This is a genomic window from Phenylobacterium sp. FG114 (genome assembly GCF_057809855.1).
Map to the genome: position 1 here is coordinate 190,977 of NZ_JBMDKU010000003.1, position 14,737 is coordinate 205,713.

The window sequence follows — 14,737 nt, forward strand, 5'->3', positions numbered from 1 at the left end:
TCGCAGGCGACGGGCCGCCTCACGCTCAGCCCCTCTTCGCGCGGACCTGGGCGAGCAGCGCCGCCGCCTCGGCCCGGCGGCCTCGGTCCGACACCTCACGCCCAGGACGCGACGGCGCCGCCAGCGCCCGCTGCAGCGCCTTCTCGGCCTCGGCGTATTGGCCCTGGCGGAAGAGGAAGTCGCCGTAGAAGTAGTTGGGATCGAGGCCGGCGGGGTTCTGCGCCAGTCCCTTCTTCAGATAGGTCTGGGCCTTGCCCTTATCGCCGAAGCCCACCGGGAAGCCGGGCACCTGATAATAGAGCGAACCCAGGCTGGTGTAGATCGAGCCGTCTCCCAGGGCGTTGGGGTTGAGCTTCTCTGCCTGCTCAAGCGTGGCCCTCGCTTCCTTGGCGAGCGCCAGGCCGCCGAGGCCGCCCTTGGCGCCGGCCTCGGTGCTGAGCGCGATGGCTTTCCACACCAGCGGCTCGGCCCGCCCGGGGAATTGGCGCGCCACCGCGTCGGCCTGCGTCGCCAGAGCGGCGGCCTGGTCAGCCTTGGCCGGACCCCGCACCTCGTAGTTCACGTGATCCCAGCCGCGGGCGAGCGTCTCGACCCGTGTGGCAAGGTCGCCCGCCTGGGCGAAGGCGCCGCCAGCGCAGAACAGGCCGGCGGACAGGGCGAGCGCGGCGGACAGGCCGGTGAGTTTACGCATGGGGAGATCCTTCATTCGAAGAGCGCCGCCACCCGGCGGTCGCTGGAGGCGAGCGCCCGGTCGACGAGTCGCGGGGCGATGGCGTTGAGGCGCACGAACAGGGCTTCGGGAAAGCCCAGGTAGACGTCCTGCTTTCGGGCGGCGATGGCGTCGACGATCCGGCCGGCGACCCGGTCGGGATCGTCCATGGCCATCTTGGTCAGGGCCGCGAACTTCAGCACCTTGTCGGAGTTGAAGCCCGTCTTGACCGCTCGCGGCGCGACGTAGGCGACGTCGATGCCGCTGCCGCTCAGCTCCCGCCGCAGCGCTTGGCTGTAGGCGCGCAAGCCCGCCTTGGAACTGGAGTAGCTGGCGAAGTGCGCGAAGTTGATCGAGCCGAAGATCGAGCCCACGAACGCGATCTGCCCGCGCCGCCGCCGCCGCATGGCCGGCAACACGGCCTGCGAAAGCCGCATGGGCGCCAGCAGGTTGATGTTGAGCGTCCGCTCCAGCTGCTCCGGCGGCTCGGCCTCGGCGGGCCCAAAGTACTGCACGCCGGCGAGGTGGATCAGCCGGTCGCACGGCAGACGTTCCAGCTCGCGCGCCGCGGCGTCGGCGCCTTCGGGCGTGGACAGGTCGCAGGCCAGGAAGCGGACGCCCGCCTGAGCCGGGGCCTGGCGGTCGAGGACCGTGACGTCGGCGCCCTCGGCCCGCAGACGCGCCGCGATGCGGCCGCCGAGTTCGCCAGAGCCACCGGTGATGGCGACGCTTTCCCCGTCAAACCGCATGGGCGAGCTCCGGGGTGTGGGGGATCGACCGGAACATGTCGGCGAAGAGGCCGAAGACCCGCTTGGCCACATGGACGATCGCGGCCTGGTCCTTCGGGTCTTCCACGGTGTCCATGAGCTTGGCGAAGAAGGCCATGTGCTCCTGGTCCAGCGACCCGTGCGAGGTGAGGTACGAGAAGCACTCCGGCCCCAGGCCCAGCGAGGTGGCGACGGCGGACGCGCCGGCCGTCGCCAGGGCGATGCTGGTGCCTTCCAGCACATAGACCATCCCGAACATGCCCATCGGGTTCACCCGCGCGACGTAGTCGTAGGCGAACGCGACCATCAGCTCCGTCGATGGGGCCGGCGGGCCGGTGCGCACCGCCTCGGCGTCGCCGCCTGCGCGGGCGATGTCGTTCAGGATCCACGCCTCGTGCCCCGTTTCCTCGGCGATGTATTCGTCGAGCGCGCCGCGAAACGCGGCGTGGGCGCCGTCCATCCCGTCGCGCGCGCAGGTGAGCAGCGGCACGGTGTGGCTGACGTGGTGATAGGCCTGAGCGAGGTAGGCGAGGTAGGTCTCGCGGGTGATGCGGCCGCGGACGCCGTCGACCAGCTGGCGGACGCTGTACAAGGCCGTGCGCTCGTCGGCGGTCGCCCGCTCGAGCTCTTGGAAGAATGACATCGGGGATAGCCTCAAACGGGTTGTTCGATGAAGTCGCGGTGGGCGGCGTGCAGGACGTTCCGGCGCGGCCGGCCATTGGCCGTCACCTCGTCCCGGTCGCGGTCGAAGGGGGGTGTCGCGCGCCAGCGGCCGACCCGGGCATAGTCCGGCAGCCGGGCGTTCACCCGGGCCACCGCCTGGTCGATCGCCTCGGACGGCAGGCCGGCCCTCGACGGCGCCAGCAGCGCGCAAAGGCTGGTGGCCGCCTCGCCGAACACGGCAGCCTGGCCGATCTCCGGCTCGGCGAGCAGTTCGCTCTCCACCCACTCCGGCGCGACGTTGCGGCCGTAGGCGGTGATCAGGACGTTGGACTTGCGTCCGGTGATCCTGAGCCAGCCGTCGGCGTCCAGCTGGCCAAGGTCGCCCGTGGCGTAGGGACCTTGCTGCGGCGGCCCGCCCACGTAGCCCAGGAACGGCTGCGGCCCGACCACGATCTCGCCGTCCGCGGTCAGTCGGACCTCGAGATGCGGCAGGACCCTGCCGACGCTGCCGGCGCGATCGGCGTGCGGCGTGTTCAGCGCCACCACCGACCCGCACTCGCTGAGGCCGTAGCCTTCATAGGCCGGCAGGCCCATGCCGCGCGCGCCGGCGATCAGCTGGGGCGCCACCTTGGCTCCGCCCACCGCCACGAGCTTCAGGGCGGGAAGCTTTCGACCGCTCAGGAACAGCGTCAGCATCAGGCCGCGCAACAGCTCGGGCACCAGGATCAAGCTGGTGGCCTCCGCGCCGGCCGCAACATCGACGAGCCGCAGCAGGTCCGGTCTTTCACCGCCCCCGAAGCCCAGCTCGGCCAGCGGCCTCACGTCGTAGCAGCCGCCCGCCAGGATCGTCGGATAGAAGCCCGCCACGTTCTCCAGCAGCACGCCCAGCGGCAGCACCGCGAGATGACGGCCGGCGAAGTCCGCCCCGATCACCTCCACCAGCGACACCGCTACGTCCTCCAGCTGACGCTGCGACAGGCACACGCCCTTGGGCGTCCCGGTCGAGCCGGAGGTGTAGGTGATCTTAGCCGTGCCCCCGTGCAGGGCCCGCGGCGGCAGGTCCAGCCGCTGCAGCGCCAGCGCCTGCCCCACCACGGTCGCGATGGGGGCTGCGGCCGTGGCGGGGGCGCCGACCAGCAGGCATGCGCCCGCGTCGGCCAGCGCGTGGCGCCGCTGATCCGCCGTGAAGAACGGCGGGAGCGGAAGGCAGGCCCGGCTTAGCTTGGCGAGCGCTAGGTCGAGCACCACCCAGGCCGGGGAATTGTCCAGAGCGAGCGCGACCGGCGCGCCGGGGGAACAGTCCGCAAGCGCGTCCGCGAGCCGATCGGCGGCCGACGCGATTTCGCGGTCGAGATCGGCGCAGGTGAGGGTCATCCGGCCGTCGGTCAGCGCGGGGGCGGAGGGCGTCGTCCGTGCGCGCTGCGTGACGGCGTCGAGCACGCGGCTCATGCGGACGCCCTCGCCGCGCGGCGCGCCTGGCGCTCCATGCTTCGCGCGCGCAGCCGGTCCCGCAGCAGGGCCAGGGTCTCGCCGCCACCGACGCGGCCGGCGTACACCTTGGGCGCGCCGCTGTAGTAGCTGCCCCACGCGGCCGCGTCGTCGCCGAGGCGAGCCGGGTCGGCGTCAGCGATCTCGCGCAGTTCGAAGCCCGCCCGGCGGAGCGTCCGGGCCAGTTCGGGGCGCAACGTGGCCACCGCGAACCGCCGGCCCGCGGCGGCGGCCAACCAGGGCGGCAGGGCCTCGAAGAGCTGGATCGACCACGACGGATGGCTTGAGGCGAACGCGCCGATCTCGACGATGCCGTCACGCTCGGCCGGCCACCCCAGCGCCTCGCTCACGCCGGCCTCGACCGGCCCGTCCAGATAGCTTTCGAGGAACAGCGGGCCTTCCTCCGCGAACCGCAAGCCGCATGCCGCAAGGATCTCCCCGTCGGGCGCCAGCAGCCCGGCGATCATCGGATAGGTCGCGGCGATCCGGGCCCCGTACGCTTCGGCGAACCGCATGGCGACGAACGCCTCGAACGCCTGGCGCTGAACCGGATCAGCGCCCGCGCCCGCCAGCACGACGCGCGGCTTGGGTTGGGGCAAATGCACGACGTTCCCACCCGTTTCGCGGCGACAGCAAAGCTCACTCAACATCGGACCTCCGGTTGGCCGCCCCTTGCCAACCTGACGACACCCGCCGCCGACCTCCTCAATCGCCGTCGATGTTTTTGACGTCGCGCCCAGCGCGTGGGTTGCGCGGCGGCGGCGAATACCGGAACAGTCACGCTCCGACCGACCGGAGCCCCACGCCTCGCCATGGCCGATCCGCCGCCGCTGATCGCCGCCTATCTGCGGAAGCGGGCGGACCTCGTGCGCTTCTTCACCTTGCGCACCGGATCGGCCGCCGTGGCCGAGGACATCGTCCAGGACCTCTACGTGAAGCTCAGCGAGACCGAGGCGCCGGTCGACCTGCGCAGCCCTGAGGCGTTCCTCTATCGGATGGGCTCGAACCTGATGCTCGACCGGGCCAAGGCGCAGCGGCGCTCGGCCGCGCGCGACCACGCCTGGAGCGGCGCCGGCGATGGCCTCGAACCCGTCGCCCAGGAACCGCCGGCCGACGAGGCAGTGGCGTCACGCCAGCGCCTGCAGCGCCTGCTGGCCGCCCTCGACCGCCTGCCGCCGCAGATGGCTGCGGCCTTCCGGCTGCACAAATTCGACGGCCTCAGCCACGCCGAGGTGGCCGCGCGCATGGGCGTGTCCCGCAGCTCGGTCGAGAAATACATTATGGCCGCCCTGAAGGCGCTTTCTGCGGAGACCGAGCGATGAATTGCGGTTCCGCACCCGCAGTGTCGTCTATGGGCCAGGAGGTTCCCGTCACGCCATGAGCGACACGTCAGACACGACGCCGATCCCGGAGGCTGCGCGCGAGCGCGCGGCGTTCTGGCACGTGCGCCTGGCGTCCGACGAGGCGCAGGAAGCCGACTGGCTGGACTTCGAGGCCTGGCTTGCCGAAGCGCCCTCCCATCAGCGCGCCTATGCGGCGATCGAACAGGTCTGGAGCGATCTCGACGGGGCGCCCGCATCGGCCGCCACCAATGTCGCCGCCCTGCCTGCGCGTCCGCAGCGGCGCGCCTTCCTGCGGGTGGGAGCGCTGGCCGCCGGGTTCGCCGCCGCAGCCGTGATCGGCGTGACATATTGGGCGGACAGGCCGGACACCCAGGTCTTCGACACCGCCCCCGGACAGCGGCAGGTGGTGGCGCTGGCCGACGGAACGCGGATCACGATCAATGGGGGCTCGCACCTCACGGCCACGCTCGGCCGGCGAGAACGGCGGGTCGTCATGGCCGACGCCGAGGCGGTCTTCGACGTGGCCAAGGATCCCGACCGGCCCTTCTACATCGATGCCGGAGAGCGCGAGATCCGGGTGGTCGGCACCGAGTTCAACGTGGTTCACCACAAGGGCGATGTCTCCGTCGCCGTACGTCGGGGCATCGTCGAGGTGCGGCCGGCGGGCTCGCCCGGCGCCAAGCCCGTGGCCCGCCTGACCAAGGGCCAGGCCCTCGTCCACCGCAGCGGCCGGCCGGACGACGTGGTGCGCCCGGTGGATCCCGACGCCGCGCTCGCATGGACCACCGGCCGGCTGGTCTTCCAGGACGAACCGCTCGGCGACGTCGCCGAGACGCTCAGCCGCTACGTCGGGCGCCCGGTCTTGGTGGCCCCGGACGCGCGGGCCCTGCGCGTCACCGCCGTCCTCAACATCGGCCCCGAGGACGCCATGCTGGGCAGCCTCTCCGAGTTCCTTCCCGTGCGGGTCGAGCGCCAAGCCGGTAGTGTGCGACTCAGCCTGCGTCGCTAGACGCGCCGGACGTCGGGATCGCCATGAGGGGAAGGCCGCCGCGAGGGCGGATCGTCGGGCTCGCGGCCGCTGCGGGCCTTGGCCTGCCTGCCGCCGCGCAGGCGGCGGACGTCGCCTTCACGATCCCCGAGCAACCCCGGGAGGCCGCCCTACTGGCCCTGGCCCGCCAGGCCGGCCTGTCGCTGGGCTTCGCGCCGGAGGCCCATTGCGGCGGTCGGGTGGGCCTCAGCGGCCGCATGAGCGTCGACGCCGCCCTTGGTCGGCTGCTCGCGGGGTCCCCCTGCGTCGCCCGCCGGCCCGACGCGCGCACCATAGTGATCCGCGCGGCGCCCGCCATGGCCCCACACGCCGCGCCGGTCGCGGCGTCCGGGCCTGCGCCCGTGCGCGCCGCGGTCGACCTGTCCGAGCTGGTCGTCACCGCCGACAAGACCGAGCAACTCCTGTCGCAGGCGCCCGCCGCGCTGACCGCCGCGAGCGGAGCCGAGCTGGCCCGGGCCGGGGTGGCCGACGTCCGCGACCTCTCGCTGCTCGCCGCCGGCGTCACCGTCACCAACCTCGGCCCAGGCCGCGACAAGGTGATCCTGCGCGGCCTTTCGGACGGTCCGCTCACCGGCCACACCCAGTCCACCGTCGGGCTCTACCTCGGTGACTTGCGTCTCACCTACAACGCGCCGGATCCCGACCTGCCGCTGGCGGACATCGCCCGCGTGGAGATCCTTCGTGGGCCGCAGGGCTCGCTCTATGGCGCCGGCTCTATCGGCGGCGTCCTGCACATCGTGCCCAACGCGCCCGATCCGTCCGCCCGCCGCGCGGCCCTCACCGCGACCCTCGCCGGCACGGCGCACGGCGCCGCGTCGCACGAGCTGGAGGGCGTCTTCAACCAGCCTTTCGCCGACGGGGCGGCGGCGGTCCGCGCCGTGGCCTGGTCGGAGGAGAGCGGCGGCGTGATCGACGACGCCCGGCGTGGGCTGCGCGACATCGATCGGACGCGTCGCAAGGGCGTGCGTGTGGGCCTCCTGTGGCGGCCCGCGCCTGACCTCGACCTCGACGCGGTGGTGATCAACCAGAACATCGACACCCGCGACGCCCACTGGGCCGATCCCGCCGTAGGCCCGCTGTCGCGGGCCTCGGCCGTGGCCCAGCCGCACGACAACGACTTCCTCGCCGGGGCCCTGGGCGTGCACTGGTCCCCGGCGTGGGGAAAGGTGACCCTCTCCCTCGGCGCGCTGGACCACGACGTCGGCACCACCTACGACGCGGCCAGCGCGCCGCCCGAGCTGGCGCAGGCCGGCGCCCAGCCGCGCGCGTTCGCCGACCGCAACGAGATCCGCGCCCTGGTCGCCGAAGGCCGCGCGGCCTCGGTGGGATCGGGCCGATGGCAGTGGAAGGCGGGATTGTTCGCCTCGCGCGGCGATCAGCGGCTGGAGGGCCGGCTGGCCACGGTGGAAGGCTTCCCGGGCTACGCGGAGGATCGTCGTGACAGACTGAGCGAGGCCGCGGCGTTCGGCGAGGTGTCGTACGATCTGGCGCCGGAGCTCACCCTGACGGCCGGCGGTCGTCTGTTCCAGTCGCGGCTGCGCACCCGCTCCGAGATCACCTTGGGCGCGCCGGTCCGAGCCTTCCGTGGCGCGACCCGCTACAACGGCTTCGCCCCGCGCTTCGTCCTCGCCTACCGGCCGTGGCCGGGCCTCACCTTGTACGCCCAGGCGGCCGAGGGGTACCGGACGCCCGGCTTCAACACGAGCGGACCCGCCGGACAGGCGTTCGGCGAACCGGGCGGCGCTCAGCCGCTGCGCCGCTACGCCGGGGACGAGCTCTGGAGCTACGAGGCCGGCGGCCGCTGGCGCGCGCCGGGTCTGGGTCTCGCCCTGCGCCTGGCGGCCTTCCGCGCCGACTGGACCGACATCCAGGCCGACGTGTTGCTGCCCTCCGGCCTGCCGTTCACGGCCAACCTCGGCGACGGAAGCAGCCGCGGCGTTGAGGCCGAGGGCGCCTGGCGTCGCGGCCCGTTCGACCTGACCGGCAACCTCGTCTGGCAGGAGCCCGAACTCCGCAGCGCCGCGCCCGGACTGCCGGGGCGGAGCGACACCGGGCTGCCTGGCGTCCCGAAGCTGTCCTACGCCGCCTCCGGGGGCTACGTCGCCACGGTCGCCGAGAGGTGGACGCTCTCCCTGCGCGCCACCTACGCCTATGTCGGCCGCTCGCGCCTTGCCTTCGACACGGTCACGGCGCCCGAGATGGGCGGCTACGGCGACCTCCGCCTTTCCGCCACCCTGTCCGGCGCGAACCTCAGCGCCCGGGTCTTCGCCGACAACCTGCTGAACCGCCGCGGTGATACCCTTGCCTTCGGCAATCCCTTCCTGTTGCGCACGACCACCGTTTCGACGCCGCAGCGGCCGAGAACCGTGGGGCTCACTCTCTCCCGCACGTTCTGACCCGCGGCGCCTGCGGTTTCACCGCCGCGAGAAGGCTCCGCCTCACCGCCGCCCCAACCCTTGCGCAAAGCGGCGCGGCAGAGCCTGCTCGAACCCGCCAGGAGCGCCCCCGATGCCGACCGCGCCGATCACCGCCGACAGATGCGACCGCGTCCTGGTGCTCCAGGGCGGCGGGGCGCTGGGGTCGTACCAGGCGGGCGTGGGGCAGGGCCTGGCCGAAGCCGGCCTCATGCCCGGCTGGGTGGCCGGCATCTCGATCGGCGCCATCAACGCCGCCATCATCGCGGGCAATCCCATGGAGAAGCGGCACGAGAAACTCGAGGCGTTCTGGCGCCTCGCCTCCTCGGCCGCCCCCGTCACCCACGCTCCGGCCAACGAGCAGATCCGCGCCTACTGGAACGAGGTGGCGGCGGGCTGGGTCGCCGCCTTCGGCGTGCCGGGCTTCTTCACTCCCCGCGTCCCGCCCGCCTTCCTCTACCCGCCCGGCGCGCCCCAGGCGATCAGCCTCTACGACACCGCCCCTTTGCGGCAGACGCTGCTGGAGCTGGTGGATTTCGAGCGCCTGAACTCGCAGGAGATGCGCTTCAGCGTCGGCGCGGTGAACGTGCGCACCGGCAACTTCGCCTACTTCGACAACACCAAGCAGACGATCCGGCCCGAGCACATCATGGCCTCGGGCGCCCTGCCGCCCGGCTTTCCGCCCATCGAGATCGACGGCGAGCACTATTGGGACGGCGGCATCGTCTCGAACACGCCCCTGCAGTACGTCCTCGACGAGGCGGGCGAGCGCAATCTGCTGATCTTCCAGGTCGACCTGTTCAGCGCCCGCGGCGACATGCCCAGGACCCTGCTGGAAGCCGCCGAGCGCGAGAAGGACATCCGCTTCTCGAGCCGAACCCGGCTGAACACCGATGTCTACAAGCGCCTGCAGGACGCGCGCGCCGCGCTGCAAAACCTGATCGGACGCCTGCCGCCGGATTTCGACGGCGGCGACGACCTGAAACTGCTCAGCGCCTTTTCCCAGGAAAGCGCCATCGCCATCGTCCAGCTCATCTACCGCGCCAAGCTCTACGAAGGCAGCTCCAAGGACTACGAGTTCTCGCGCGTCACCATGGAAGAGCACTGGAAGGCGGGCCTCTCCGACGTGCGCCGCACCCTGCGCCACGACGGGTGGCTGACCCTGCCCATGAAGCCCGGGGTGATCACCTACGACCTGACGGGCGATGGACGGATCGACGTAAATCCGCCATGAGGCGATGGTGCACTGCACAATAACATCACCGGAGCCTCCCCCATGTCCCTGAAAGGCAAGACCGCCGTCGTCACCGGCTCGACCAGCGGCATTGGTCTGGCCATCGCCCGCGCCCTCGCCCAACAGGGCGCCAACGTGGTCATCAACGGCTTCGGCGACGCGGCGGCCATCGAGGCCGAACGCGCGAAGATCGAGGCGGATTTCGGGGTCAGGGCCGCCTACGACGGGGCGGACATGACCGACGGCGACGCCATCGCCGCCATGATCGCCAAGGCCGAGACCGACTTCGGATCCGTGGACATCCTGGTCAACAACGCCGGCATCCAGCACGTCTCGCCGATCGACGAGTTCCCGGTCGACAAGTGGAACCAGATCCTGGCCATCAACCTGTCGTCGGCCTTCCACGGCATGCGCGCCGCCATCCCGGGCATGAAGGCGCGCAAGTGGGGTCGGATCATCTCCACCGCCTCGGCCCACAGCCTGGTCGCTTCGCCGTTCAAGTCGGCCTATGTCGCCGCCAAGCACGGCATCGCCGGCCTGACCAAGACCGCCGCGCTGGAAGTCGCCACCCACGGCGTCACCGTGAACTGCATCAGCCCCGGCTACGTCTGGACGCCGCTGGTCGAGAAGCAGATCCCCGACACCATGGCCGCCCGCGGCATGACCAAGGAGCAGGTGATCAGCGACGTGCTGCTGGAAGCCCAGCCGACCAAACAGTTCGTCACCGTCGACCAAGTGGCCTCCCTGGCCGTCTACCTGTGCTCCGACGCCGCCAGCCAGATCACCGGCGCCAACCTCTCCATCGACGGCGGCTGGACGGCTGAATAGGCGTCAGCGCGCCGGCGGCCGGGCCTCGTAGACATAGAGCGTCCCGCGCCCGTCCTCGGGCAGAAGCCAGCCCCGCACGCCGCCGGGCGCGGCCTCGAACCAGGCCGGGTTGGAGGTCATGACCACGCCGGCTGCGCTCCGCGCCTGCACCGGCGCCTGCCAGAGCGGCCGCAGGTCCTTGAGGTCGATCAGTTCCATCCCGCCCAGCGTGGCCGGCGGATGTCCCGACCAGCCTCGGTAGTCGGCCAGGCCCGCGCACAGCATCCGGCCGCGACCCGCCCCGTGACAGTCCTGATAGTCGACGTAGTGCGCGCGATTGGGCATCGGGCCCCGGGTTCGCCGCGGGGTCAGCCCGTTTGCGCCGACCGTCCACTGGTAAAATGCCCGCCCGCCCCAGTTCGCCCCGGTCAGGCCACGCGCCGCCGGATCCCACGCGAGCGCCCCGATATGGTCGGAGACGCGGAACGCCTCGGTGGCGGTCATGGTCTTGGGATCGACGCGATAGACGATGGAGGGCCCGCCCGGCCGGTATTCCGCGACCGGGACCCAGAGAAAGCGGCCGTCGAAGTCCAGGCCGCCGGGGTGGTAGATCGCCCCCTCGCCCAGTTTCAGGCTCGCCAGCAGTTCGCCCTTGGCGTTCATCCGGAACAGCCAGCCCTGCCCCTTGCCCTGATCGCGGTCGAAGCCGCCCTGGGGCTGGGCGTAGCGGCGGCTGCGCTCCAGGATCTCGACCGAACTGACGAAGAACTCGTCCCCCACCCGCACCATCCCCTGGGCATGCTGCGAGTCGAAACCGATCGGGGTGGCCGAGACCTGGGTCCAGACGGCGTCACGGCCCAGGGCCATCACCGCCTCGCCGACCGCCGCGCGCGGGTCCGGACCGGCGGCGAGCGCCGGTCCCACCGCCAGCCAGCCGGCGACGGCGAGCAGGATGGGACGCAACCGGCTCACTCCGCGGTGAACGTCAGCCCCGCGTGCTGTTGCAGCCGGTCGACCAGCCGCCCTTGCAGCGCCGCCCCGGGCGTCCAGACGCCGCCCTTCACGTCCGGCGCCCGGATCAGAGCGATGGCAGTCTCGGCCAGCATCTTCGATGTGGAGCCGTAGCCCGGGTCCTTGTCGCCCTTCACAGAGGTGCGCACCGTGCGCCCGTCGGCGGCCACGCCCACGAACAGGACGTCGTAGTAGCCGGCCTCGCGCTCCTCCTTGGTCGGTCCCTCGCCCGGCTTCGGCCCGCCGCCGGGCAGGCTGCCCAGGTCGGTGAAGCCCGGCCCGCCCGAGCCCGGCGCGCCCATCACCATCTCGTCGTAGACGAAGTCCTTGCCGTACGGATGACCCATCAGCAGATTCGAGCGGTGGACGTTCTTGGTGTTGATCACCGCCATCATAAACGGCGCCACCGGCCCCACGTCCGGGTCTTCCTCGGGCTGATTGCCCGGCGGCTGGGGCGGACCCTCGAAGCCGGGCGTCAGCCCGAACGGGCTCATCATGATCGCCAGCAGCGACGGGTCCTTCTGGATCGCCGCCATGGTCGCGGCCCCGCTGGCCGCTGTGCCGCCCGACAGCCCGCCGCGCATGTCGCGCACCCGGCCCTTCACCCGCGGGACCACGCCGCCCAGCTTCGCCTTGGCGGTCTCCTGATTGAAGTAGACGCCCAGCTCGAACGGGATCGAGTCGAAGCCGCACGAGTGCAGGATGCGCGCGCCCGATGCCTTCGCCTCGGCGTCGTGGGCGTCGATCATCTGCCGCATCCAGTTCGGCTCGCCGGACAGGTCCAGGCAGTCCGTGCCCGCCTTCGCGCATGCCGCCACCAGTTCGGAGCCGTAGAGCTGATAGGGGCCGACCGTCGTGATGATGGCCTTCGCCCGTTTCACCATCGCCTCGAGCTGCGCGGGGTCGGCGGCGTCGGCGACCACCAGCGGCGTGTCCTTCGGCGCCCCGATCTCGTCGCGCACCTGCGCCAGCTTGTCGGCAGACCGCCCGGCCATGGCCCACTTCACCTCGCCGCCCACGCCGTAACGGCCGGCCAGGTGCTCGGCCACCAGCCGGCCCGTATAGCCGGTGGCGCCATAGACGATGATGTCGAACTCGGCGTTGGGGTTCATGGGCGCGTCCTCACTTTGCTGGGGCGGACCTTACAAATTTACATCGTTATCGCAACCGCCTCCGGTATGCAGACATACATGACACCCGAGCTCGGCATCATCGAGGGCTTCTTCGGCCGACCGTATTCCTGGGACGAGCGGGCCGACATGGTCCGCGCGCTCCAGCCGGTCGGCTACGGCTTCTATCTCTATGCGCCGAAGGCCGACGCCCACCTGCGCCGCCGCTGGCGCGAGCCCTATCCCGACACCGAACTGGACGCGCTCGCGGCCTTCGCGCAGATCTGCCGCGACACCGGCGTCCGCTTCGGCGTCGGTCTCAGCCCCTATGAGTTGTTCCTGGGCTTCGACGGTCCCGCCAAGGAGGCGCTGGCCACCAAGCTGGCGCAGCTCGACAGCCTGGGCCTCGACGACCTTGGCGTCTTCTTCGACGACATGAAGGGCGACCTGCCCGAACTGGCCGAACGGCAGGTCGAGATTGTCCACTGGATCGCCGAGCGTACCGCCGCGGGCCGCCTGATCGCCTGTCCCAGCTACTATACAGACGACCCCGTGCTGGACCGCGTGTTCGGCCAGCGGCCCGCGAACTACCTGGAAGACCTCGGCGCCGGACTCGACCCGAAGATCGAGCTCATGTGGACCGGCGAGGAAGTCTGCGCCCGCGAGTTCTCCCCCGGCCACCTGGCGCGCGTGGGCGAGCAGATGCGCAGGAAGCCGTTCCTCTGGGACAACTATCCGGTCAACGACGGCCCGCGCATGAGCCCGCACCTGCACCTGCGAGCCTTCACCGGCCGGCCGGCGTCGATCGCACCGCACATCGCCGCCCACGGCGTCAACACGGCCTCCCAGGCCGTGCTGTCGCGTATCCCGGCGCTGAGCCTGGCCGAGAGCTATCGCGACGGCGAGGCCTATCAGTACCTGGCCGCCTTCCGCCGCGCCGCCCAGGCGGTGCTGGGCCCCGAGCTCGCCGACGGCGTGGAACGCACCCTGCTCCTGCTGGAAGACACCGGCCGCGACGGCCTGAGCGAAGACCAGACGTCCCGCCTGCGCACCCGCTTCGGGGCCTTCGACCATCCGGCGGCCCGCGAGATCCTCGCCTGGCTCGACGGCCTCTACGCCGCCGGCGACGAGTTGCAGACGCAGTAGTGGCAGCCTTGGGGACGACACGGCGCACGCTGCTCGTCCGCCTCGGCCTGCTGGCGGCCGCGGGCGGAACGCTTTTCATGGTGCGCGACCGCCTGCCCTGGCCGCCGCTTGAGCTAAATTTCGCCAACGGCCGCGACACGCCCTGGCTCCCCCTGCCCGAGCGCGGCGGGCTGATCGACATCGCCGTGCAGGTGAACGGCGCGCCGATCCGCGCGGTGGTCGATTCCGGCGCCCAGTTCTCCGCCATCGACCGCGGCCTCGCCGAGAAGCTGGCCCTGCCCCGAACCGTGGCCGCCCCGATCCTCGCCTACGGCGTCAGCGGCGCGCCCAGCCTCACCCACACCGCCCGGCTCGACCTGGCTCTGCCCGGCCTGTCCATCCCGGGCCTGCGCGCCGCGGCCCTCGACCTGGCCTCGATTTCCACAGCCACGGGCCGCGACTTTCAGCTCCTGTTGGGTCGCGACGTGCTCCGTGGCCTGGTGGTGGAGGCGGACTTCCCCCGCGCCCGCGCCCGCTTTCTCACCCGCGAAGCTTGGCGGCCGCCTCGCGACGCCATCCACATCCCCCTGTCCAGCAAGGGCGGCGCGCCCATGGTCGCCATCCAGATCGAGGATCGCCCCCCCTTCGAGGTGCTGGTCGACACCGGGGCCAGCGGCGTCCTGGCCCTTTCCGCCAGCGCCGCCGAGCAGCACGGCCTGCTCGCGCCGGGCCGGCGTGTGACCTCGACCCATTCGGTCAGCCTCGGGGGCCTCAGCCTCGATCGCCTGGTGACGGCGCGGACCGTCCGCGTCGGCGGCATGACGCTTCATGACGCCGACGTGCAGGTCTACACGCCCACGGCCAACGCCCCGGCGCCCTCCGGCCTGCTGGGCGCGGGGCTCTTCCAACAGTTCCGCATGGGCCTGGATCTGGCCGGCGGCCGGCTCGCCCTCGTGCGGCCCGGCCTTATCATTGTACCGATGCCGGAACCCGCCGCCTGACCGTTCGTTGGGCTCCCC

The 14,737-nt window shown here is 71.7% G+C and carries 14 protein-coding genes; 7 read left to right on the forward strand and 7 right to left on the reverse strand.

The window, feature by feature from the left end; translation table 11 throughout:
* Nucleotides 1-25 precede the first annotated feature (25 nt).
* From ACODSY_RS06290 to ACODSY_RS06310, 5 genes are read right to left on the reverse strand one after another with little or no spacing between them, the layout of a single operon-like run.
* Complete coding sequence (locus ACODSY_RS06290; RefSeq protein WP_488950812.1) at nucleotides 26-691, reverse strand: tetratricopeptide repeat protein; 666 nt, start codon at nucleotides 689-691, stop codon at nucleotides 26-28.
* Nucleotides 692-702: 11 nt separating this feature from the next.
* Nucleotides 703-1,458 (reverse strand): SDR family NAD(P)-dependent oxidoreductase, encoded by a 756-nt coding sequence (locus ACODSY_RS06295; protein ID WP_488950814.1) that lies wholly within the window; start codon nucleotides 1,456-1,458, stop codon nucleotides 703-705.
* The gene (locus tag ACODSY_RS06300) at nucleotides 1,448-2,119 is read right to left on the reverse strand and encodes an iron-containing redox enzyme family protein (RefSeq protein ID WP_488950815.1); all 672 of its coding nucleotides are present in this window, start codon (nucleotides 2,117-2,119) and stop codon (nucleotides 1,448-1,450) included. The genes ACODSY_RS06295 and ACODSY_RS06300 overlap by 11 nt, the downstream gene beginning before the upstream one ends.
* An 11-nt stretch (nucleotides 2,120-2,130) precedes the next feature.
* Nucleotides 2,131-3,588 (reverse strand): AMP-binding protein, encoded by a 1,458-nt coding sequence (locus ACODSY_RS06305; protein ID WP_488950817.1) that lies wholly within the window; start codon nucleotides 3,586-3,588, stop codon nucleotides 2,131-2,133.
* Nucleotides 3,585-4,232 carry a thermostable hemolysin gene (locus ACODSY_RS06310; RefSeq protein ID WP_488950818.1) on the reverse strand — a complete coding sequence of 216 codons (648 nt, stop codon included), beginning with the start codon at nucleotides 4,230-4,232 and terminating at the stop codon, nucleotides 3,585-3,587. The genes ACODSY_RS06305 and ACODSY_RS06310 overlap by 4 nt, the downstream gene beginning before the upstream one ends.
* A 207-nt stretch (nucleotides 4,233-4,439) precedes the next feature.
* Between ACODSY_RS06310 and ACODSY_RS06315 the strand changes: the two genes are divergently transcribed.
* From ACODSY_RS06315 to ACODSY_RS06335, 5 genes are all read left to right on the forward strand, one after another.
* The gene (locus ACODSY_RS06315) at nucleotides 4,440-4,949 is read left to right on the forward strand and encodes an RNA polymerase sigma factor (protein WP_488950820.1); all 510 of its coding nucleotides are present in this window, start codon (nucleotides 4,440-4,442) and stop codon (nucleotides 4,947-4,949) included.
* Between the two features lie 55 nt (nucleotides 4,950-5,004).
* Nucleotides 5,005-5,979: a FecR family protein gene (locus ACODSY_RS06320; RefSeq protein WP_488950822.1), complete on the forward strand. Its 975-nt coding sequence runs from the start codon at nucleotides 5,005-5,007 to the stop codon at nucleotides 5,977-5,979.
* A 23-nt stretch (nucleotides 5,980-6,002) separates the two neighbouring features.
* A complete protein-coding gene (locus ACODSY_RS06325; RefSeq protein WP_488950824.1) occupies nucleotides 6,003-8,414 on the forward strand; it encodes a TonB-dependent receptor in 2,412 nt (803 codons plus the stop codon).
* A 112-nt stretch (nucleotides 8,415-8,526) separates the two neighbouring features.
* A complete protein-coding gene (locus tag ACODSY_RS06330) occupies nucleotides 8,527-9,666 on the forward strand; it encodes a DUF3734 domain-containing protein (RefSeq protein ID WP_488950826.1) in 1,140 nt (379 codons plus the stop codon).
* A gap of 42 nt (nucleotides 9,667-9,708) precedes the next feature.
* Nucleotides 9,709-10,494: a 3-hydroxybutyrate dehydrogenase gene (locus ACODSY_RS06335; RefSeq protein ID WP_488950828.1), complete on the forward strand. Its 786-nt coding sequence runs from the start codon at nucleotides 9,709-9,711 to the stop codon at nucleotides 10,492-10,494.
* A 3-nt stretch (nucleotides 10,495-10,497) separates the two neighbouring features.
* Here ACODSY_RS06335 and ACODSY_RS06340 read toward each other — a convergent pair whose 3' ends face one another.
* Together ACODSY_RS06340 and ACODSY_RS06345 are read right to left on the reverse strand one after the other, a co-directional pair.
* Nucleotides 10,498-11,436, reverse strand: a complete 939-nt coding sequence (locus ACODSY_RS06340; protein WP_488950830.1) for a DUF6454 family protein — start codon at nucleotides 11,434-11,436, stop codon at nucleotides 10,498-10,500.
* A 5-nt stretch (nucleotides 11,437-11,441) separates the two neighbouring features.
* Nucleotides 11,442-12,596 (reverse strand): saccharopine dehydrogenase family protein, encoded by a 1,155-nt coding sequence (locus ACODSY_RS06345; protein ID WP_488950831.1) that lies wholly within the window; start codon nucleotides 12,594-12,596, stop codon nucleotides 11,442-11,444.
* Nucleotides 12,597-12,662: 66 nt separating this feature from the next.
* Between ACODSY_RS06345 and ACODSY_RS06350 the strand changes: the two genes are divergently transcribed.
* Both ACODSY_RS06350 and ACODSY_RS06355 read left to right on the forward strand, forming a co-directional pair.
* Nucleotides 12,663-13,739, forward strand: a complete 1,077-nt coding sequence (locus ACODSY_RS06350; protein ID WP_488950832.1) for a beta-N-acetylglucosaminidase domain-containing protein — start codon at nucleotides 12,663-12,665, stop codon at nucleotides 13,737-13,739.
* Between the two features lie 8 nt (nucleotides 13,740-13,747).
* The gene (locus tag ACODSY_RS06355) at nucleotides 13,748-14,719 is read left to right on the forward strand and encodes an aspartyl protease family protein (RefSeq protein WP_488950834.1); all 972 of its coding nucleotides are present in this window, start codon (nucleotides 13,748-13,750) and stop codon (nucleotides 14,717-14,719) included.
* Nucleotides 14,720-14,737 lie beyond the last annotated feature (18 nt).